This is a genomic window from Akkermansia massiliensis (assembly GCF_018847375.1).
In the GTDB taxonomy this organism is placed as follows: Bacteria; Verrucomicrobiota; Verrucomicrobiia; order Verrucomicrobiales; family Akkermansiaceae; genus Akkermansia; species Akkermansia massiliensis.
The window spans coordinates 1080909-1101378 of the sequence record NZ_CP072036.1 but is presented as its reverse complement, the minus strand read 5'-3'; the positions used below and the strand labels follow the sequence as shown (position 1 = coordinate 1101378).

Here is a 20470-nt window from a genome sequence, read left to right as displayed (position 1 = left end):
TGTACGCATGCGCCGTTTTCTTTTTCCTCTGTGTTCCGTTATTGCCTTAACGTCTTTTGTTCAGGCCCAGTCGCCGGACAGGCACCCTCTGTACGAACCCGCCCTGGTTTCCGCTGGAGCGCCGGGTGATGCGGGCAATCTGTTTGCCGGGGCCAAAGTCACCGCTTCCGGGCATTACGGCAACGACCGTCCGGAACTGGCCGTGGACGGCCAGGCGAGCAACGCCGGCAAATACTGGGGCTGTGAGGGCATTCCCGTCTGGCTTCAAATAGACATGGGGAAGCCCCGCGCGCTTTCCGCCCTGCATGTCTGGCCGTATTGGGAGGGGGGACGTATTTACAAATATAAAATAGAAGGCTCTGAAGACGGCAAAAATTGGAAAATGCTGGCGGACCAGTCTTCCAACAGCATTGCGGCCACCTCGGAAGGCGTCCCCTTCAAATTCAATCCCCAGACGGTCCGGTACGTCAAAATCACCTTCCTGGGCAACAACGCCGGCAATGACAAGGGAGGGCACCTGGTGGAAATCAAGGGCTACGGCCCTGATGCCGCCCTGAACCTGCAAGCCGCGGCGGTGAAGGATTATGACCGCATCCCTTACAGCGGCGCTCCCAGGCAGGAAATGCTTCAGGATTCCGTGCGCCTGTCCGGCTGGAGGGGCGAACGCGCCGCCGGACAGATTGCCGTCTGGTCTTCCCAGGCGCAGCCCCAGTTATCCGCTACCTGCGCCGGGGTAAAAAATGCTGCCGGACAGGTCATTCCCGTCCGGACCTCCATGATACGCTACACCAAGGGAGGCAACAGGCTCATTTCAGATATCATCGGCAGTGAAAACAGCTGTGACCTGCAGGCCGGGGGCGTGCGTCCCGTCTGGGTGGAAGTTAACATTCCCCCGTCCGCCAAACCCGGCGTGTACAAGGGAAAAATAGTGGTTTCCGCGGAAAGCGGCTCTCCCGTGAGCGTTCCCGTAGTTCTGGAAGTGGCTCCGGAATCTCTGCCTGCGCCCGCCAATTGGCAGGTTCACCTGGACCTTTGGCAGCATCCGCAGGCCGTGGCGCGCTGGCATGATGTGGAACCGTGGTCCCCGGAACATTTCGCGCTGATGAAGCCGGTGATGAAAAGGCTGGCGGATGCCGGGCAGAAGGCCATTACCTGCTCCCTGATTGATGAAGCCTGGAACGCCCAGACCTACGATTGGTTCCCCCCCATGATCGAATGGATCAAGGGCAAGAACGGAACCATGCGCTGGAACTACGCCAACTTTGACAAATGGGTTTCCTTCATGATCAACGAGGTGGGCGTCAAGGGCCAGATATCCTGCTACACCATGATTCCGTGGAACATGAAAGTCCGTTATCTGGATGAAGCTACCGGAAAATACAAGTTCCTGGACCTCAAGCCGAACGACCCTTCCTACGAAGCCATCTGGGGGCCTTTCCTGACGGATTTCCGCAAGCACGTCAAGAGCAAGGGATGGCTGGACAAGACCTGCATCGGGCTGGATGAACGGCCGGACTCCATGGTAAAGGCGGCCAAGAACGTGCTGGACAAGTATGCTCCGGAATTCAAGATCGTCTCCGCCGTCAACCGGCCTACCGCCATGACCCGGGACGTGTATGATGTCTCTCCCGTGCTCGACCATGCGGACACGGTCACGGGCGATCTCCTGGCGCAGCGCAAGAAAGAGGGGAAGAAGACGACGTTCTATGTTTGCGTCCATCCCAAAAAGCCCAACACCTTCACCATCTCCCCGCTGGCGGAGGCGGAATGGCTGCCCCTCTTTGCCGCCGCCAACCATCTGGACGGCTTTTTGAGGTGGGCCTACAACTCCTGGAACCGCAATCCGTTTGAAAAGACGGACTTCGGCAACTGGCCCGCGGGAGACTGCTACCTGGTTTATCCCGGCAACCTCAGTTCCCTGCGGTTTGAAAAACTCCGAGACGGGCTGGAAGAATTTGAAAAGGTCAATATCCTGCGCGCCCGCGCCGCGAAGAACCCGAAGGCGAAAGCCGCCGTGGCCCGCATGGATGAGGAGCTTTCCAAGCTCTTCACCGTGGAAAGAAGCCGCGGCGATTCCCATGAGGACGACGTGCGCAAGGCCCGTGAAATCATCCGTAAAACGACGGAAGCCGCTAGATGATTTTATAGCTTCCGCGTTTTCGATTCTTTATTTTTATAAAAAGCTTGTCCTTGTCTTTCAGGTTGCTGGGGGACAACGGGCAAGCTTTATTTATTGTTCTTCCGCCTCTGGGAGCGAGCAGTTTGGGCAGTCCTCTGGACTTTCCACCCGTAGTGGCAGCATTTATGGAATTTGCTTATTTTCAACAGGAGGGAGTAGAGGCACGTATCATCCGTGTTTAATTCGTCAAGTAATGGTTGAATCCCAAAAAACCGATATTTACGATGACATTCCATAAAAATACTAAATGCAATGAATAACGCAATTTCAGTAAATAACGGTAATTCCCGGCATGAAATAAAGATTGAAAACGGGAAGATGGGCTCAACGGGAGCATTAAATCAGAAACACGATCAGGGATATGCGGAAGGCGTCGAATTTAAATATGGATTCATTTCTTCCACGGAAGGAACTTCCGACCGTGCTTCCAGAATCCGGAAATGGTATGCCCTCCGCGGAACAAAAATAGAATACTGGTCCGTAGAAAGTGATCATGTTACATGTGCAGAACTGGATTCTGACAAAACTTCCGGAGGCATCAAACAAAGGATCATGTTCTTTGAAGACAGGGACTCGTTTGACACTCCGGATTATGCCGCGGGATTTTATGTAATTTCGTGGAAGGACCGGGGCAGGCGCGGTGATGATGGCAACAAGGTTAACAATAGTTACCATGTTAAAGTCACGCTGGGAGACCCGTCGCAAAATACCGGAGAAGTAATCGCCTCGTTGAATGTCAAGGAGGGTGAAATTATCCCGGGGGAATGGAGAGACAGATGCTTGCTGATGCGCCTCAAGCGTTCCCAGGAATTCAATACGGGAAGGGAGGACATATGGCTCTCCATGGAATGTGAGGAAGGCGGAACTTTTGGAACTTTGATTACGGAAGTGGATATTCATCCCGTCACCTTGAAAGCTTTTCCGGCTCCGCTGTTTGGAGTATTGGAGAGATTGGTCGTACCACAGGAAGATGATCATTCCGATACGCTGGGATATGTGGACGGCAGGAATACTGACACGATTGCATGGATTGATTATGCAGAGACAGGTTCCGGCCAGGAAAGCAGCCCTAGAATGCCCTGTTTGCATTTTGAAATAAAAGGGTTGGATGCCGGGCGTTTTTCCTGGAAAACCAGGCTGACGGTAAGCTACAGCCGCCCGGCGATCCAATATGCAGATGCCCCTGCCGGAACCCGGGATCGCAACCGGGCCGTTTTGGCTAAAGATACAGTACATATCCCTTCCATTCCGGAAAATTGGAAAGAACAGCCAGTGTCCTTATGGAATATTGCGGAGGATACGGATTGGCTTGAAGAGGTGAATGAAGGCTTTTTTGGAGGAAATGCCAGTCTGGAATTTGAAATTAAATCCAAAAACGGCCACTCCTCCTATACAGGAGCGGATATCTATCGTTTCCGCATCGGAGGGCAGAATCCGGACGATCAAATGTGCACCCGGTATATTCAGTCCTACGTGCTGCAAATGTATCCGGATACTTTGGCCTCCATGGAATGGTGTCTTCCCGCCGTAGGCAAAAGCGAATCATTTGGATATGGCGGCGAGGCGGTTTATTACCCCTTCTCCTGGAGTAATGCCCCGTCATCCTTGTACAATCAATTTTTGGCCGGAGGCGGCAAGTACCGGAGGGAGCCCGGGGCGGAAGGAATTCCGCTTCATAGCCAGGATACCGCCGGCGCCGGCGGTTACGGCATTTTTCAAGTGACGGGAACGGCAGGGGGAGACGGCATATATACCGCCATCCCAAGGGAGCAAATATGGAACTGGCAGAAAAACATCCAGGCAGCCCTTCAAATCATCCTTGTCAAATACAATGAGGCGCACAGGTGGATGCTCCGTCAACTCCAGCAGCAGCAGGCGGAAGCGCCTGAAAGTGCTCTCCCGGTTTATCGTGCGGCCGATACCAATCCAGGCCAGGGGGTTCCGTATGATTATTCATTTGCGGAAGGAACGGCCTGTACCATCGCCCAGCTTTGCACGCTTAAGGCATATAACGGAGCTTCCAAATGTTCCCGGCAGATTAACGAACCCGGCACCAAGGTACGCTCCCCCGGTTTTCTTTATGATCCCGGAAAAAGCGGCCACTACTGCGCCTGGATGAATACTTCTAGACAATGGTGCATTTCCAGATATAATAGCAATAATTTTGATTATGTGGACAGGGTTCTGTCCAGGGTAAATCAAATTTAGAATGAATGCTTTAATCACAGGATTATGCTTTTTATGCTGCTCTGCCGCCTTGTTAAAGGCGGCAGAGCAGCCGCCTGTTTTTTCCCTTCATTTTTCCCAGCTTCCTTCTTTTCTCCAGTGGAATATTCGCAAACAGGTTTCCGGACAGGGCGATCTTATTGAATCATGGACGGGCTGGAATCCTGCATTAAAGAATTCAGACGGCCCCAACGGCGGCCTTGTTTTTATGCAGGAAATTGATCTTGTGGGAGACCATGGAAAAGAAAGAATTTTCCTGTACCGGAACCCTGAAATAGCTGGAACTCCTCCCCCGCAGGATGAACATGTAAGGTTTATCTGCAATGCGGATAACTCTTATCTTTATACGGTTCCTTCCTTTTGCCTGCACGGGAAGAAAATCGGCAGTGTTTTTCGTGGTGAAGAAGCTTATTATTTTTGTCCTGACAGGTATGTTAACAGGTATCGCTTTACCTATGGATGGAAGCAATGGGAACTGACGGGACAGTATGGCAGGGTATTGGAATGGAGCGGCTGTGAAGAGACCAATCCCAAAGATGGAACCCGCTGGAAAAGCGGCATGGAGCAGACGGAAAGCGTTTATGTAAATACGGGCGTCATTAAGAAAACATGCTCCCTTTCCCCAGGCAGCCGCCGGGTGCCTCTTTCCCAGGAAACCGAGGGTGAAGATCCGTTTGAAACAATAGTAAAAGAAAAGACAAAATCGCCTGCATCACCTGAACAGGAAAAATTGGCAGAGGACATGCCCTCTGAAACGGTTTGGGTTGTGTCCCTCTTTGAACTTCTTACACAGGATGCTCCCCAGTGGAAATGTTTTAAGGCGGTTTCTTTAAAAGAGGCGGAAAAAGAATGGAGGAAAATTTCCGGTCCTGCCCTTGAGCAATCCCGGAAATGGAATCAGAAAGAAGCCGTGCAGGCTATGGATGCGTTTCTTAACGTGAAGAATCCCCAAGGGGTAAAAAATTGTCCCTTATTCCAATCTCCGGCTGAAACCGCATTGAAAGATGATAAAACGCCGCCGGGCAGTCCCATGGGCGGGGAAGAACCGTAAAACAGAAATGTCCTTGATCTGCGGGCTTGGCGTGTTCATTTGCTGATAGGCTTTCCCCAGCGGGGACATGGGGCCAGAATGGGTACATTCCGCGCACAGAGTTAAGAGGTACTTCCGCATGCACTTTCCACGTAAGCAGGCCATTTTCTTCCATGAAGCGCAAATGCGCGCCCGGGTTCGTGGCAGTGCAACCGGTGCAGTTTGCCTGCGGCCACCGTTATCATGAAGTAAGTGAAGAAGTATTTTACATCATCAGGGACCATGCCGCCGTGCGTACTCCGGAGGGTGAAAAGAATCTGAAGAAGGGGATGCGCTCTCTCCGGATGTCGGTACCCGCTTCATGCCCGATGTGGTGCACTTCCCGGATACGGCTTCCGGAATGGTATGTTCTTCCTCCGGCATGCACCATTTCCAGGAGTCCTGAGCAGTATTCCTGCTCCGGGAGCGTTCTTCCGGTTTTTCCCCAGGCGCGGTCTGCCTTCACGCGGGCCGCGCCTGGGGAAGGAGATGCCTGGGACCGTTTTTCTTCCCGGCGGATAGCATGCCGGGATTGGTTTATTTCTTGCGGGGAGGAAAGGCTGCACCTATGCTTGATGCATTCAGACAAGTCCCATGTACGGAAATATTGTTTTGCTTGCGTTGTTTCTGCTGTCATCCATCGTTCCAGGGGTGGAGCCGGACGCTGCTCATTGCTTTTCCGCGAAGGGGTATTTGATCATGGATTCCCTGCTGTTTGCGGGGTGCTTCTGTTTCCAGCTGGTGATGATTTTCATCCAGTGCGGGAATCCGTGGAAAGGCCGCAGATGTGAAAGACCTTCCCTGAAAAGGTTTCTGCTGTTCCGTGGCGCATGGAGCTGCGGCTACTTTCTGGCGTGGTTTCTCGCGGCTGTCACCGCGGGGCAGGCGGTGCACCTGCTGCTGTTCCGGGACTGGAAGAACGGGTGGCTGTGGACGGACGCGCTCGGATGCCTGGCGGCCTGCGCGGGTCTTGTGGCCGGACATGCCGTGGGACTGAAGCTGTGGAAGAAAAGGGTTCTGTGAACCTGCGCGGAAGGCGCCCGTATCCGGCGCGCAGAAAAGAGCTCTCTCCTGTTGAATGAATAAAAACGCCCCTGCCGGACGAACCGTGCAGGGGCGTTGAAATTCAGCGGCTGTACGCTTTATTCCGCGGACTTGTCGGCGCCCATGTTGGCAATGCTCTGGTACAGGTTCCAGCGGTGCCAGACGTCCTTCTGGGCTTCTTCAAGGAGTTTTTCAAATCCTTCCTTGTTGGTCTTCGCCAGAAGCTTGAAGCGGTTTTCGCTGAGAAGCACGTCGCGAAGGTCGCCCTTCGGTCCCTTGCCTTCCACGATCAGCGGATTCTTGCCCTGGAGGGCCAGGTCCGGATTGTAGCGGTAGAGCAGGATGCGGCCGGAATCCACCCATGCCTTCTGCTGCTGCAGGCCCTTGGCCATGTTGATGCCGTGAGAGATGCAGTGGGAGTAGGCGATGATGATGGCGGGGCCGTCATAGGCTTCCGCTTCCACAAAGGCTTTCAGCGTATGTTCGTCCTTCGCGCCGAGGGCGACGGAAGCCACGTACACGTTCCCGTAGGTCATGGCCATGAGGCCCAGGTCCTTTTTCACGCCGGGCTTGCCGGTCGTGGCGAACTTGGCCACGGCAGCGCGCGGGGTGGACTTGGAGCACTGGCCGCCGGTGTTGGAGTACACTTCCGTATCCATGACCAGCACCTTCACGTTCCTGCCGCTGGCCAGGATGTGGTCCAGGCCGCCGTAGCCGATGTCGTAGGCCCAGCCGTCGCCGCCGAGGATCCAGACGCTCTTGCGGACGAGTTTGTCCGCCATGGTCAGGAGGCGTGCGCATTCCGGCTTGCCGGTGATTCTCTTCTTGAGTTCGGCGACGTTTTCACGCTGCTGCGCGATGTCCGCCTCATCCTTCTGCGGGTTGGTCAGGATCTGGTCCACCAGTTCCTGGCCCACGATGCCGGCGGCTTCATGGAGGAGCTCAATGGCGTGTTCCATCTGCTTGTCCAGGGAGACGCGGAAGCCAAGGCCGAATTCGGCGTTGTCTTCAAACAGGGAGTTGGACCAGGCCGGTCCGCGCCCTTCGGAGTCATGGGACCACGGGGTGGTGGGCAGGTTGCCGCCGTAGATGGAGGAGCAGCCCGTAGCGTTGGCGACCACTAGGCGGTTGCCGAAGAGCTGGGAGAGCATTTTCACGTACGGGGTTTCACCGCAGCCGGCGCAGGCGCCGGAGAATTCAAACAGCGGGCGCAGCACCTGCATGGAGCGGATGTTGTCCGTCCTTACCTTGGTGCGGTCCACGTCCGGAAGGCTCATGAAGAAGTCCCAGTTGGCTTCCTCCTTGTCGTGAATCTTCAGGGTGGGCACCATGGTCAGGGCCTTGTGGGTGGGGTCCGTCTTGCTCTTGGCCGGGCAGACGTCGGAGCAGAGCGTGCAGCCCGTGCAGTCGTTCGGGGAGACCTGGATGACGAATTTTTCACCCTTCCAGTCCGGATGCTTGGCATCCAGGCATTCAAAGCCTTCCGGCGCGCCGGAGAGGGCGTCCGGAGAGAAGAACTTGCTGCGGATGGCGGCGTGCGGGCAAACGGCCGTGCACTTGCCGCACTGGATGCAGAGGGCGGGATCCCATTCCGGGAGGTCCAGGGCCAGGTTGCGCTTTTCGTACTGGGAAGTGCCGTTCGGGAACGTGCCGTCCACGGGCATCTGGCTGACGGGGATGCTGTCCCCTTCGCCGCACATCATCTTGCCGAGGACGTTCTGGACGTAGTCCGGAGCGTCAGCGGACATGACGGGCGGAATGGCATGGCCGGTGATGGTCTTGCCGGTGGTGTCCACCTGGTGGAGGTTTTCCAGCGTGGCGTCCACGGCGGCGATGTTCTTGTCCACCACTTCCTGGCCCTTCTTGGCGTAGGTCTTGGCGATGGCTTTCTTGATGTAGCCGATGGCTTCATCAGCGGGAATCACGCCGGCCAGCTTGAAGAAGCAGGTCTGCATGATCATGTTGATGCGGCCGCCCATGCCCGTTTTCCGGGCCACGGAGAAGGCGTCAATCGTGTAAAGCTTGAGGTTCTTGTCCAGAATCTGCTGCTGCATGCGGGCGGGCAGCGTGTCCCACAGCTTGTCCGCGGGGTGCGGGCTGTTCATCAGGAAGGTGGCGCCGTTGGCGGCGTTCTTCAGGAAGTCAAACAGGTTCAGCAGCGTGGGCTGGTGCAGCGCCAGGAAGTTCGCCTTGGTGATCAGGTACGTGGACTTGATCGGGCGCGGGCCGAAGCGCAGGTGGGAGATGGTGGAGGAACCGGCCTTCTTGGAGTCGTACACGAAGTAGCCCTGAACGTACAGGTCCGTGTGCTGGCCGATGATCTTGATGGCGTCCTTGTTGGCGCCCACGGTGCCGTCGGAACCGAGGCCGAAGAACATGGCGCGCGTCACGTCGTCCGCTTCCGTGGAGTAATCTTCATCATACGGAAGGCTGGTGCCCAGCACGTCGTCGTTGATGCCGATGGTGAAGTGGTTCTTGGGAGCGTCCTGTTCCAGGCTGTCATAGACGCCCTTGACCATGGCGGGAGTGAATTCCTTGGAGGAGAGGCCGTAGCGGCCGCCTACCACCTTGGGCATGCCGTTGGTGAAGGGGAGCGTGCCGGAGCCTTGGGCGTCAAAGAGGGCCTGGATGACGTCCTGGTGGAGCGGTTCGCCCTGGGAGCCGGGTTCCTTGGTGCGGTCCAGCACGGCGATCTTCCTGACCGTGGCGGGGAGCGCCTTGATCAGTTCCGCGGCGGGGAAGGGGCGGAACAGGCGCACCTTGAGCACGCCCACCTTGGCGTTTTCACGGGCGATCATGGCTTCCACCGTTTCTTCCACAGCTTCCGCGCCGGAACCCATCAGGATGATCACGCGTTCAGCGTCCGGGGCGCCGGAGTAGTCCACCAGATGGTAGGAACGGCCCGTGAGGTCCGCAAACCTGTCCATGGCCTTCTGCACGATGGCGGGGGTGGCTTCATAGAACTGGTTGACCGTTTCACGGCCCTGGAAGTAAACGTCCGGGTTCTGGGCGGTGCCGCGCAGCACGGGAGCGTCAGGCGTCAGGGCGCGTTCGCGGAAGGAGTCCGCCCATTCCTGCTTGATCATGCCGTTGAGCGTATCGTCCGTGATATCTGCAATCTTGCCGATTTCATGGGACGTGCGGAAGCCGTCAAAGAAGTTCATGAACGGAACGCGGGATTCCAGCGTGGCGGCGTGGGAAATGGCGGCAAAGTCCGCGGCTTCCTGCGTGGAGGAGCCGCACAGCATGGCCCAGCCGCAGGAGCGGGCGCTCATCACGTCGCTGTGGTCGCCGAAAATGGAGAGGCCCTGGTAGGCCAGGGAACGGGCGGCCACATGGAACACGGCCGGAGTCAGTTCCCCTGCGATCTTGAACATGTTCGGGATCATCAGCAGGAGGCCCTGGGATGCGGTGAAGGTAGTTGCCATGGCTCCGGTCTGGAGGGCGCCGTGAACGGTGCCTGCCGCGCCGCCTTCACTCTGCATTTCCACCACGGAGGGAACGGTGCCCCACAGGTTCTTCCGGTTGACAGCGGCCCAGCTTTCGGCTGATTCACCCATCGGAGAGGACGGTGTAATGGGGTAAATGGCAATGACTTCAGAAAAACGATAGGCTACGGAGGCTACGGCTTCGTTAGCGTCAATCGTGCTGTAAGTTACGGTTGTCTGATCACTCATAAGTCTGCACGGATAGTATATAATTGATAAATAAGGTGCGCCTTAACGGAGTTATTTATAACATGTCTGACGCCGAAGGTAAAAGCAATTATGCGTATGTGGGGTTTTGACGGCTATTTTTTAATAATAAGACCAGTTTCTTTTCAATTCCTTTGAATATCGTGCCTTGCGTGGTTCTCCCGCTCCTTTTTACAGAGGCTGCGGACGGGCATCCACCCCCGCGGGTGCGTCCCCCGGCGCTTGGACTCCGGAAAGGAGGGCAAAAAGGTCCCCGGTTCCGGACAGGCCGCCAAAAATGCCCCCTGCCTGACAATGCACTAGCCAAAACGGAGGCAAGCCTTTAAAATCCCCGCACTATGTCCGAACAACAGCAGGCACATCCGAATACGACGGAATCCGAACTTATTGCCGTGCGCCGCGACAAGCTCGCCAAAATCCGCGAGCTGGGGATTGATCCCTACGGCGCAAGATTTGACGTGACCACCACCCCCGCCGGATTGAAAGCCGATTTCCAGGAAGACAAACAGGTAGCCGTGGCCGGCCGCCTGCTGGCTATTCGCGACATGGGCAAATCCCAGTTTTTCGTCATTGGAGATGTACGTGGCAAAATCCAGGGGTTCCTGCACAGGAATGAAGTGGATGAAACCACCTGGAAGCTGTGGAAGCTCCTGGACCGCGGAGACTGGATCGGCATGGAAGGAACCACCTTCCTGACCCGTACCGGAGAACCCACCGTGAAGGTCTCCGGCCTGACCATTCTTTCCAAGAGCCTCCGTCCCCTGCCGGACAAATGGCATGGCCTGGCGGACAAGGAGGTCACCTACCGCAAGCGCCATCTGGACCTCATTTCCAATGAGGAAAGCGCGTCCCTGTTCGTCACGCGCTCCCTCATGATTGCGGAAATCCGCCGCTTTCTCCAGGAACGCGGCTATCTGGAAGTGGAAACCCCCATGCTTCAGGACGTGGCCGGAGGCGCCGCCGCCAAGCCGTTTGAAACGTACCATAACGCGCTGGACATGCCGCTGACGCTGCGCATTGCTCCGGAACTCTTCCTCAAGCGACTGATGGTAGGCGGCTTCACCAAGATTTTTGAACTCAACCGCAGCTTCCGTAATGAAGGCATCGACCGCCGCCACAATCCGGAATTCACGATGCTGGAAGCCTACTGCGCCTGCGGGGATTTTGAAACCATGGCGAACATGGTGGAAGAACTCATCTGCCACCTGGCGGAAAAATTCTGCGGAGGCCTCCAGATAGACCACAAGGATGCAGAAGGCAACGTGCTTTACACGATCGACCTCAGCCGCCCCTGGAAGCGCGCCGACTACCAGGACCTGATCCGCGCCGTGGCCGGGCAGGACTGGTTTGACATTTCTCCCGAGGCGCGCCGCGCCCGCTGTGAGGAGCTGGATGTGGAAATCAGCCCGGACATGAAGGATGTGGACGTTTCCCAGCAGGTTTATGAAAAGCTGGTGGAGGAAAAAACCATGAATCCCTGCTTCGTCACCCATGTGGCCAAGGACCTGGTTCCCCTCGCCAAGCTGAACAAAGAAAACCCGGACGTGGTGGACGTGTATGAACTGGTAATCAACGGGCAGGAAATTTCCCCCGGTTACTCGGAGCTGAACGATCCGGACGTGCAGAAAGAGCGCCTGGAACACCAGGCCGCCGGGGAAACCCAGCGCGTGGACTACGACTTCATTGAAACGCTGGAATACGGCATGCCCTCCGCAGGCGGCATCGGCATCGGCATTGACCGCGTCATCATGATGCTGACGGGCGCCTCTTCCATCCGCGACGTCCTGCTCTTCCCGCAACTGAAACGGAAGGACAGTTAATTCAGCCCCCCAGCCGCATGGCCCCCCCCACCCCGGATACCCTGGACTGCGCTTCCGCCCAATGGATCGGCAAACGCCGTGAGCAGGAAGACGTGGTTAAAAGCCTTCCCGCCGCCGGCGGGATGCTGGGCATCGTGTGCGACGGCATGGGGGGCCATCTCCGCGGAGACTGCGCCTCCTGCGTGGTGGCGCAGGAATTTGCCGCAGTATTTGCGGAAAGCGGCGTGGAGGATATTCCGGAGCGTCTGACGGAAGCGCTGCATGCCGCCAACCGGGCGCTGGCCGCCATCCAGAAGGAGCCGGAGGAATCCGGAACCACGCTGCTGGCCGTCTTCATCCGCGGCCACTCCCTGTGGTGGATCAGCGTGGGGGATTCCCCCCCTGTACTTATGGAGCGGAGCGGACAGCTTCCGCATGGACCGCCTGAATGAAGACCACTCCATGAGGCCCATTGCGGATTGCCTCTACCGGAAGGGGGAAATGTCCCTCCAGGGCGCTCTGCGCCAGCGCTGCGTTCTGCGGTCCGCCGTCATGGGGGGGGCCATGGAACTGGTGGACATCAGCGCCATGCCCCTGCTTCTGCATCCGGGGGATGCGGTGCTGGCCTGCTCGGACGGCTTGCAGGTCTGGAGCGAACTGCTGAGGGAGCCTTCTTTCCTGGCTCTCCAAAAGGCCAGGGACTGTTCCAGCCGGGAGCTGGTGGGAACCATCATGGAGCAGGTGAAGGACATGCTGGAACCGCAGCAGGACAATGCCTCCGTCTGGGCCGCCGTGATGCGGAAACCCTGCACGGACGGTAAATAAACCCGTTCCGGAAAAGGAAAAATAAGACCGGGGGCATCTTCCCCACGAGCGCGGGGCGAGCCTGTGCCGTTTTTACTGCGTCGCTTTTTAAAAGAGGGCCTTTCCTCCGGACGGGGGCGGTGCAGGAAGCCTTCTGGAAATCCGGTGCCGGGGAAGGCCGTTGAACGTTCCGCTGTTCCGCGGGAGCAGGCCGCCGGAAAGAAGCGTCCCGGAGACGATTTCCCCATTGTCATTTGACGGGCGGGGGGGTAGAATACCCTCCGCACGACATGATTGCCTGGATAGTTCTCTATATTGCAGCCTCCTACCTGGTTGGAGCGGTTCCGTTCGGCTACCTTGCCGGCAGGATCAGGGGCCTTGACCTGAGGCGGGAGGGTTCCTGCAACATAGGCGCTACCAATGCATGGCGCGTGCTGGGCTGGAAGTGGGGCCTCTCCGTTTTTGCGCTGGATTTTTTAAAGGGGTTCGTGCCCGTGTTCGGCGCCCTGAACTGGCTGCCGTTCCTGACGGGGGATGCGGGCGGCTGGGACTTCAACGCCGTAGTCGTCCTCGTCTGTTTCGCCGTGGTGCTCGGCCATACCTATACCTGTTTCCTTGGGTTCAGGGGCGGAAAGGGCGTGGCGACGACTGCGGGCGTCTTGTTTGCCCTCAATCCGGTGGTGGCCTGCGTGGCCCTGGGTGCGTGGCTGGTATTCATGGGAATCTCCGGCATCGTGTCGCTGTCCAGCCTGGTGGCTGCCGTGGCGATGATCGCCGCCGGATGGTGGTTCTACCCGCTTTGCCAGGGCGGGGCCGTTTCTCCCCAGATACTTTACATTGCCTTTTTCACGGTGGTGGGGGCTCTGGTCATTCTCAAGCACCGTTCCAACATCGTGAGGCTCCTCAACGGAACGGAACACTCCTTCTATTCCAAAAAGTCCAAGTAAGATGATGAATCGGTTACATAAAATAGCAGTCATCGGCGCCGGTTCCTGGGGTACGGCCCTCTCCATGGTCCTGGCGACCCGGGAATGTGAAGTCGTCCTGTGGACGCCGGAAGAAGCGCAGGCCCGGCAGCTTGCTGAAACCAGGCGCAGCCCGGTCCTGTCGGAAACCGCCGCGCCCCTGGCCCCCAACATCCATCCCACTTGCGACCTGGACCAGGTGAAGGACGCGGAGCTCATCGTGGTGGTGGTGCCTTCCGTAGCCATGCGTTCCGTAGCGCAGCGGCTGCGTGACCTGCCGGTGAGGCCGGACGCCGTCATCGTCTCCTGCACCAAGGGCATTGAACAGGGCTCCCATAAAAGAATGACGGAAATCCTTCAGGAATATCTGCCCTCCAATCCCATAGGCGTGCTCTCCGGCCCCAACCATGCGGAAGACATCTGCCTGGGCCTCCCGTCCGCCTCCCTGATCGGGTTTGAGGATCCGAAATATGCGGACTGGGTGCAGCAGATATTCGCCTCCAAGACCTTCCGCGTTTATTCCGCTACGGACATCATCGGCATGCAGCTGGGGGGAACCATCAAGAACGTCTTTGCCATCGGGGCCGGACTGTGCGAGGGGCTGAACCTGGGAGATAACGCCCAGGCCGCCCTGCTGACCCGCGGCCTGGCGGAAATGACGCGCATCGGCGTAGCCAGCGGAGGCCGCAGGGAAACCTTCATGGGCCTTTCCGGCGTGGGCGATCTCATCGTCACCTGCTATTCCCGCCACTCCCGCAACCAGACGGTGGGGCGGAGGCTGGCGGAAGGAAAAAGCCTCCAGGAAATTCTGGACGTCCTGGGCATGGTGGCGGAAGGGGTGCCCAACACGCTCTCCGTCTATGAAATTGCGCGGAAGCTGGGAGTGAGGACGCCGCTGATTGACGCCGTCTATTCCGTTCTTTATGAATCCAAGCCGCCCATGGAAGCGCTTGTGGAACTCATGACGCGGGACCCCCGTCCGGAATTAGATTGATTTTTTGTTTTTTTGAGTTGCTTTCCCTCGACAAATTATACTATATAAACAATCAGTATGAAACGTGCCATCATCTCAGCTCTTTTTGCCGCCGGCGCCATCGGTGTCGCCAGTGCGGACATTCAGGCTCCACCCGCTTCCGAATACACCCCCACCCGCAAGCTGGGCCGCGCCATCGCCAACATCATTTACTCCGTTGAAGAAATTCCCCTGGGAATCATCAACTGGACGAGCCGCGAAGGTGACTATGCCGGTTTTTCCGTGGGCATTGTTGATGGCACCACCACCATGCTTGAACGCATGGGCTACGGCATCTATGAACTTGTCACGTTCTGGGCTCCCACCTACAAGTGCACGTACAAGCCCCCCTATCAGGGACGTTGCGGCATGAGCGGCCTTAAGGAATACAATCCCAACGGCGGCCTGAGCGAATTCCCTGCGGAACTCAGCTTCCAGAGCTACTACAAGTACTCCCGCCAGCAGCGCGACTAAGTCACTGTTAAAAATTTCAAAAGGGCTGTCTGTAATGAAGCAGACAGCCCTTTTTATTATGGTGCGGTTGAGTGGTCTTGACAATAGCCGCCATTGACGGGAAAAGGGGGAAAACGTATTCTTCCGTACCGGAAAGGCTTTCCCATCATGAATAAAACAGTTGCTTTCATCGGCCTGGGCGCTGCCGTCTGCATGACGGCCCCCGCATTTGCCCAGGACACCCATCTTTCCCTGACCAAGGAGAGCGTTGCCAGCATGCATGAAATCACGGCGGCGCTGGACAAGGTGACGGACGAGCCCGGAGCGGCGGACGCCGTGAAAACGGTCAAAAAGGTGCGTGAAAAGCTGGTGGACCTCGGAAAAAGGCAGCTTGAACTTCCCGGCGCCACGCCGCAGGAGCAGGCGCAGATTTCCGCCCAGATGACGGAAGTGCAGAAAATTTCCGGTGAATTGGTGAAATCCCTTGCGCGCTTGAAAAAGGAAGGTCTGCTCACGCCCGATTTGCAGAAGGCCCTGATGGATTTGCAGTCCGTGCAGACGGAACTGGCGCAGGCTTCCCAGGACAAGGCCGCGCAGGCGGAGCCGTTCCCGAAGGATGCGGAGGGCAACACGCATGAAACCCTGCTGGCAAAAACCGTGGATGAAGTCAAAAACCTGGATGAATCCCTGTCCAGGGTGAAGGATGAGGAAACCAGCAAGGCCGCTGTGGACCAGATAGGGCATTACCGGGCCGCCCTGCTGGACATCGCCAAGAAACAGGCCGCCCTGCCGCCCCTCACCCGCAACCAGCAGGCCAAGCTGACGGGAGTGCAGCAGCAGCTTGTGGAAATGATGCAGCCCATCGTCAAGCATGTGACGGCCATCATGCTCTCTCCGGATGCCTCCAGGAATTTGAAGGAGGCCCTGAATTCCCTTTCCGAACTGCCCAAGGAAGTTCAGAAAATCCGTGAAGAGGCGGCCAAGTGAACTTTTTGGGGGAATGCCCCTCTTTTGGACTGGTCAAAAATTATAATTGTTCTAAAGTGGCTGTCCTGAGGAATGCGACCGATTTTTAGTGAAACAGATCTCAATGAACGCCCCTTCCTGGTTTTCTGGGAAGTGACGCGCGCCTGCGCGCTGGCGTGCAAGCATTGCCGCGCCGTAGCCCAGCCGCGGCCCCATCCTGATGAACTGACCCATGAGGAAGCCCTGCGCCTGATTGACCAGCTGGCGGAGCTGCGGCCCCCCCATGCTGGTGCTGACGGGCGGAGACCCCGTCATGAGGCCGGACATTCTGGAATTGATCCGCGCGGCCGCCGGCAAGGGGCTGCACGTGGCGTTAAGCCCCGCCGCTACAGCCCGGCTGCTGCATGCGGACTTTCATGCCTTGAAGGAGGCCGGAGTTCAAAGCATGTCCCTGAGCCTGGACGGTGCGCATGAGGCCACCCATGACGCCTTCCGCGGCGTTCCCCACACGTATGAGCGGACCCTGCGCGCGGCGGAAATGGCGAAGGAAGCGGGCATGCACCTGCAAATCAACACCACCATCACCAAAAGCACCCTGGGCGAGTTTGACGACTTTGTGGAGCTGATGAAGAAGATGGAGCCGGGCATGTGGAGCGTGTTCCTGCTGGTGCCTACGGGCCGGGCCGCCATGGATGAAATGCCCACGGCGGAAGAAGTGGAGGCCGTCTGGGAAAAACTCAGCAAGGTAAGCCGTGAAGTCCCCTTCGGCGTCAAGACCACGGAAGGGCACCATTACCGCCGCGTGGCGCTTCAGGAAGCCCGCGCGCAGGGGAGCAAGCCCGCGCGCCGCGCCGTTCCCACCCGGGACGGCAAGGGAATCATGTTCATCTCCCATACCGGGGAAATCCAGCCTTCCGGCTTCCTGCCCATTGCGGCGGGAAACGTGCGAACGGATGATCCGGGGGAAATTTACCGCACGCACCCCCTTTTCCTCAAACTCCGGGACGACAATGCTCTGGAAGGCAAATGCGGCCGGTGCGAGTACCGCACCGTATGCGGCGGCTCCCGTTCCCGCGCCTATGCCGTTTACGGAGACATGATGGCGGAAGACAACCTCTGCCCCTACCAGCCCAGGCTTTCACAACACCATGATTAATATTACCAGACTTTGGACAGGGGCGGAACAGCCCGCGGACCATTTAAGATACGGGCAGGGCCACGGGCACGGCCGCTCTGCGGGAGGCGCCGTGGAATCCTGCGCCCCGGCTTCGTCCCGCGTCCGCAAGCCCATTGTGGTCTGGAACATCACGCGCACCTGCAACCTCAAGTGCGTGCACTGCTACGCGGATGCCTCCGCCCGGAAATTTGAAGGGGAGCTGGACTGGGACCAGTGCTGCGCGGTCATTGACGATCTGGCGGACTACAAGGTAAACGCCCTGCTGTTTTCCGGCGGGGAGCCGCTGGTGCATCCGCGCTTCATGGAGCTGCTGGAACGCGCCACCGGGAAGGGGCTGAAGGTGACCATCTCCACGAACGGCACCCGCATTACGCCGGAGGCCGCCGCGCGGTTCAAGGAACTGGGCGTGGCGTACGTGGGCATTTCCCTGGACGGCATCGGCGCCGTGCATGACAAGTTCCGCGGAGTGGAAGGCTCCTTTGAACAGGCGGTGCGCGGTTTCAAGCTCTGCAGTGAAGTGGGGCAGAAGACGGGCCTGCGCCTGACGCTGACTCGTAACAACGTTCAGTGCATGGAAGAGATTCTGGACTTCATTGACGCCAATGACATCCAGCGCGTCTGCTTCTACCATCTGGTCCCCACGGGCCGCGGCGTGGAAGTGCAGACGTTGACGCAGGAGGAAGCGCGGAACGCCATGGATACGCTGATTGCCCGCGTGGAGGAATGGAAGGCGGAAGGCAAAAACCGTGAAGTGCTGACCGTCACCCAGCCAGCGGACGGCATTTACCTGCTGCTGCGCCAGCTCCGGGAAGGCTCCCCGCTGGCGAAGGAAACCCTGAACCTTCTTCAATGGAACGGCGGCGGGGCGAACAGCTCCGGCCGCGGCATCGCCAACATTGACACGCAGGGCGTGGTGCACCCGGACCAATTCTGGCAATCCGTCACGCTGGGCAATGTGAAGAACAACCTGTTTTCCGATCTGTGGGACGCCAAGGCGGGGGCCGCGGCGGAGATGCTGCCTGAGTTGCGCGGGTCCGACAATCCCCTGGAACGGCAGAAAAAAATTGAAGGCCGCTGCGGCCGCTGCGTGCACTTTGCCCTGTGCGGCGGTGGCTTCCGCACGCGCGCCGCGTTTGCCAACGGGCACTGGTACGGGTCCGACCCCGGCTGCTACCTGACGGAAGAGGAAATTTCCACCCCTCTGCCGGAAATCAGGTAAAATCCGCAGGCTGTTCCCTTCTCCGGAAGAAGCTCCAAATACGGTGGCATATTTCTCAGGCCGTCTTTGGGAACAAGAGCCTCCCGGCACTTGAACGCGGCTGATTGTAACCGCGAAGGCGGGGAGGCAGGGAGCGGCTGGAAATGCCTCCTTTCCCTGCTTTACAAGGGAGGCGGCATGGCATAGCATCCCTGCATCATGAGTCAGGAATTGAGACCGGAAACCCTGTGCGTGCAGGCGGGTTGGACCCCCAGAAAGGGTGAACCCCGCGTATTGCCCATTTACCAGAGCACCACGTTCAAGTATGAAACCAGCGAACAAATGGCCAAACTGTTCGATCTGGAGGAAGCCGGATTCTTCTATACGCGCCTCCAGAACCCCACCAATGAGGCGGTTGCCAGAAAAATCGCCGAACTGGAAGGCGGCGTGGCCGCCATTCTGACCTCTTCCGGGCAGGCGGCCTCCTTCTTTGCCGTCTTCAACATCTGCGAGGCGGGGGACCACATCGTCAGCACCGCGTCCATTTACGGAGGCACGTACAACCTTTTTGCCGTCACGTTCCGGAAAATGGGCATTGAGGTCACCTTTGTGGACCAGGACGCCCCGGCGGAGGAAATCGCCAAAGCCTTCCGTCCCAATACGAAGGCCCTCTTTGCGGAAACCATCTCCAACCCCACGCTTTGCGTGCTGGACATCCGCAAAATGGCGGACATCGCCCATGCGCACGGCGTCCCCCTGATCGTGGACAACACCTTCGCCACCCCCATCAACTGCCGCCCCTTTGAATGGGGGGCGGATATCGTCACCCACTCCACCACCAAGTACATGGACGGCCATGCCGCGGCGGTGGGCGGCGTGATCGTGGACAGCGGCAACTTTGACTGGGAAGCCCACAGGGACAAATTCCCGGGCCTGACGGAGCCGGACCCTTCCTATCACGGGCTTTCTTACAGCAAGAGCTTCGGCAAGGGCGCCTACATCACCAAGGCGACCGTCCAGCTCATGCGCGACCTGGGTTCCATTCAATCCCCGCAGAATGCCTTCCTGCTCAACCTGGGCCTGGAAACCCTCCACCTGCGCGTGCCGCGGCACTGTGAAAACGCGCAAAAGGTGGCGGAATTCCTGCAAGGGCAGGAGGATGTGGCCTGGATCAACTATCCGGGCCTGCCGTCCAACAAATACCATGACCTGGCGCAGAAGCAATTCCGCAACGGGCAATCCTGCGGCGTAGTGACCTTCGGCATCAAGGGCGGCCGTGAACGCGCCATCAAGTTCATGGACAGCCTGAAACTGGCCGCCATCGTTACCCATGTGGCGGATTCCCGCACCTGCGTCCTCCATCCCGCCAGCCATACGCACCGCCAGTTGACGGATGAGCAGCTCATGGAGGCGGGCGTCCGGCCGGACCTCATCCGGTTCTCCGTGGGAACGGAAGCCGTGGAAGACATCATTGCGGACCTCAAGCAGGCTCTGGAAGCCATCCGTTAAACCGGTCTTTCCTTTCTCGTGCGAACAGCCGTTCCGCGCATGTCCGCGGAGCGGCTGTTCTGCGTGGGTGACGGGTGAAAAAGCCGGGATGGCCCGGCGTATTGAACGTTTCCGGAAAAGAGCGCCGGCAGACGGGAGGGCGAGGCATATGCTCCCGCTGGGGAAAGACCGTTTCCGGGAGCAGGGGCCTCCCGGCTCCTGTAAAAACCTGCGGAAACTCCGCAGAAAAATAACTTCATTTCATGTTCTCCTTATTCCAAAGTTTAATTCCACGTAAAACAGGTATTTTAATAGGGTTATAAAGAAAAATCCAGCAACGGCGAATTACGGGGAACGGCTCGGCCATTCAACCTCAAGAAGATGCGCCAGATTTC

At 58.0% G+C, this 20470-nt stretch carries 17 protein-coding genes; 14 read left to right on the top strand and 3 right to left on the bottom strand.

The genetic code is table 11. The features are described 5' to 3' along the window. Positions 1-7: 7 nt before the first annotated feature. Entirely contained in the window at positions 8-2140 is a 2133-nt protein-coding gene (locus J5W70_RS04635) for a glycoside hydrolase domain-containing protein (protein WP_022396113.1), read from the top strand. A 375-nt stretch (positions 2141-2515) separates the two neighbouring features. Here J5W70_RS04635 and J5W70_RS04630 read toward each other — a convergent pair whose 3' ends face one another. Beyond that, positions 2516-3415, bottom strand: coding sequence for a hypothetical protein (locus tag J5W70_RS04630; protein WP_215832955.1), 900 nt, complete (start codon positions 3413-3415; stop codon positions 2516-2518). 36 nt (positions 3416-3451) lie between these two features. Here J5W70_RS04630 and J5W70_RS04625 point away from each other — a divergent pair, with 36 nt between their 5' ends. Next, positions 3452-4387 (top strand): hypothetical protein, encoded by a 936-nt coding sequence (locus J5W70_RS04625; RefSeq protein WP_215832954.1) that lies wholly within the window; start codon positions 3452-3454, stop codon positions 4385-4387. Position 4388: 1 nt separating this feature from the next. Continuing rightward, the gene (locus J5W70_RS04620; RefSeq protein ID WP_022396111.1) at positions 4389-5456 is read left to right on the top strand and encodes a hypothetical protein; all 1068 of its coding nucleotides are present in this window, start codon (positions 4389-4391) and stop codon (positions 5454-5456) included. A gap of 244 nt (positions 5457-5700) precedes the next feature. Here the strand turns inward: J5W70_RS04620 and J5W70_RS04615 are convergent, their stop codons facing one another. Next, on the bottom strand, positions 5701-5940 hold the full coding sequence (locus J5W70_RS04615; protein WP_146021347.1) for a hypothetical protein: 240 nt from the start codon (positions 5938-5940) through the stop codon (positions 5701-5703). 233 nt (positions 5941-6173) lie between these two features. On the opposite strand from J5W70_RS04615, the gene J5W70_RS04610 reads away from it, so the two are divergent. Continuing rightward, a complete protein-coding gene (locus J5W70_RS04610) occupies positions 6174-6497 on the top strand; it encodes a hypothetical protein (RefSeq protein WP_146021346.1) in 324 nt (107 codons plus the stop codon). A 119-nt stretch (positions 6498-6616) separates the two neighbouring features. On the opposite strand, the gene nifJ is transcribed toward J5W70_RS04610, so the two are convergent. After that, positions 6617-10195 carry a pyruvate:ferredoxin (flavodoxin) oxidoreductase gene (nifJ, locus tag J5W70_RS04605; RefSeq protein WP_022396109.1) on the bottom strand — a complete coding sequence of 1193 codons (3579 nt, stop codon included), beginning with the start codon at positions 10193-10195 and terminating at the stop codon, positions 6617-6619. Positions 10196-10551: 356 nt separating this feature from the next. Between nifJ and lysS the strand changes: the two genes are divergently transcribed. The 10 genes from lysS to J5W70_RS04555 all read left to right on the top strand — a co-directional run bounded on the left by lysS (position 10552) and on the right by J5W70_RS04555 (position 20096). Next, positions 10552-12033: a lysine--tRNA ligase gene (gene lysS / locus J5W70_RS04600; RefSeq protein WP_022396108.1), complete on the top strand. Its 1482-nt coding sequence runs from the start codon at positions 10552-10554 to the stop codon at positions 12031-12033. A 17-nt stretch (positions 12034-12050) separates the two neighbouring features. Next, positions 12051-12464 carry a PP2C family protein-serine/threonine phosphatase gene (locus tag J5W70_RS04595; RefSeq protein ID WP_215841940.1) on the top strand — a complete coding sequence of 138 codons (414 nt, stop codon included), beginning with the start codon at positions 12051-12053 and terminating at the stop codon, positions 12462-12464. Beyond that, positions 12448-12837, top strand: a complete 390-nt coding sequence (locus tag J5W70_RS04590; RefSeq protein WP_215841939.1) for a hypothetical protein — start codon at positions 12448-12450, stop codon at positions 12835-12837. Before J5W70_RS04595 ends, J5W70_RS04590 begins: the two co-directional genes overlap by 17 nt. Positions 12838-13106: 269 nt before the next feature. Then, positions 13107-13763 carry a glycerol-3-phosphate 1-O-acyltransferase PlsY gene (gene plsY, locus J5W70_RS04585; RefSeq protein WP_022396106.1) on the top strand — a complete coding sequence of 219 codons (657 nt, stop codon included), beginning with the start codon at positions 13107-13109 and terminating at the stop codon, positions 13761-13763. Position 13764: 1 nt separating this feature from the next. Further along, positions 13765-14775 carry an NAD(P)H-dependent glycerol-3-phosphate dehydrogenase gene (locus tag J5W70_RS04580; protein WP_022396105.1) on the top strand — a complete coding sequence of 337 codons (1011 nt, stop codon included), beginning with the start codon at positions 13765-13767 and terminating at the stop codon, positions 14773-14775. A 57-nt stretch (positions 14776-14832) separates the two neighbouring features. Further along, positions 14833-15267 carry an exosortase system-associated protein, TIGR04073 family gene (locus J5W70_RS04575; RefSeq protein ID WP_022396104.1) on the top strand — a complete coding sequence of 145 codons (435 nt, stop codon included), beginning with the start codon at positions 14833-14835 and terminating at the stop codon, positions 15265-15267. A gap of 147 nt (positions 15268-15414) precedes the next feature. Beyond that, positions 15415-16233 (top strand): hypothetical protein, encoded by an 819-nt coding sequence (locus J5W70_RS04570; protein ID WP_022396103.1) that lies wholly within the window; start codon positions 15415-15417, stop codon positions 16231-16233. Positions 16234-16495: 262 nt separating this feature from the next. Next, the gene (locus tag J5W70_RS04565) at positions 16496-17368 is read left to right on the top strand and encodes a radical SAM protein (protein ID WP_215841938.1); all 873 of its coding nucleotides are present in this window, start codon (positions 16496-16498) and stop codon (positions 17366-17368) included. After that, entirely contained in the window at positions 17361-18608 is a 1248-nt protein-coding gene (locus J5W70_RS04560; RefSeq protein ID WP_022396101.1) for a radical SAM protein, read from the top strand. The genes J5W70_RS04565 and J5W70_RS04560 overlap by 8 nt, the downstream gene beginning before the upstream one ends. Before the next feature lie 198 nt (positions 18609-18806). Further along, positions 18807-20096: an O-acetylhomoserine aminocarboxypropyltransferase/cysteine synthase family protein gene (locus J5W70_RS04555; RefSeq protein ID WP_022396100.1), complete on the top strand. Its 1290-nt coding sequence runs from the start codon at positions 18807-18809 to the stop codon at positions 20094-20096. Positions 20097-20470 lie beyond the last annotated feature (374 nt).

Bases quoted from the DNA above. Each gene is read 5' to 3' on its own strand.
- J5W70_RS04635 (WP_022396113.1), top strand. From the start codon at position 8: ATGCGCCGTTTTCTTTTTCCTCTGTGTTCCGTTATTGCCTTAACGTCT.
- J5W70_RS04630 (WP_215832955.1), bottom strand. From the start codon at position 3,415: ATGTACTGTATCTTTAGCCAAAACGGCCCGGTTGCGATCCCGGGTTCC.
- J5W70_RS04620 (WP_022396111.1), top strand. From the start codon at position 4,389: ATGAATGCTTTAATCACAGGATTATGCTTTTTATGCTGCTCTGCCGCC.
- J5W70_RS04610 (WP_146021346.1), top strand. From the start codon at position 6,174: ATGGATTCCCTGCTGTTTGCGGGGTGCTTCTGTTTCCAGCTGGTGATG.
- nifJ (WP_022396109.1), bottom strand. From the start codon at position 10,195: ATGAGTGATCAGACAACCGTAACTTACAGCACGATTGACGCTAACGAA.
- lysS (WP_022396108.1), top strand. From the start codon at position 10,552: ATGTCCGAACAACAGCAGGCACATCCGAATACGACGGAATCCGAACTT.
- J5W70_RS04595 (WP_215841940.1), top strand. From the start codon at position 12,051: ATGGCCCCCCCCACCCCGGATACCCTGGACTGCGCTTCCGCCCAATGG.
- J5W70_RS04590 (WP_215841939.1), top strand. From the start codon at position 12,448: ATGGACCGCCTGAATGAAGACCACTCCATGAGGCCCATTGCGGATTGC.
- plsY (WP_022396106.1), top strand. From the start codon at position 13,107: ATGATTGCCTGGATAGTTCTCTATATTGCAGCCTCCTACCTGGTTGGA.
- J5W70_RS04580 (WP_022396105.1), top strand. From the start codon at position 13,765: ATGATGAATCGGTTACATAAAATAGCAGTCATCGGCGCCGGTTCCTGG.
- J5W70_RS04575 (WP_022396104.1), top strand. From the start codon at position 14,833: ATGAAACGTGCCATCATCTCAGCTCTTTTTGCCGCCGGCGCCATCGGT.
- J5W70_RS04570 (WP_022396103.1), top strand. From the start codon at position 15,415: ATGAATAAAACAGTTGCTTTCATCGGCCTGGGCGCTGCCGTCTGCATG.
- J5W70_RS04565 (WP_215841938.1), top strand. From the start codon at position 16,496: ATGCTGGTGCTGACGGGCGGAGACCCCGTCATGAGGCCGGACATTCTG.
- J5W70_RS04560 (WP_022396101.1), top strand. From the start codon at position 17,361: ATGATTAATATTACCAGACTTTGGACAGGGGCGGAACAGCCCGCGGAC.
- J5W70_RS04555 (WP_022396100.1), top strand. From the start codon at position 18,807: ATGAGTCAGGAATTGAGACCGGAAACCCTGTGCGTGCAGGCGGGTTGG.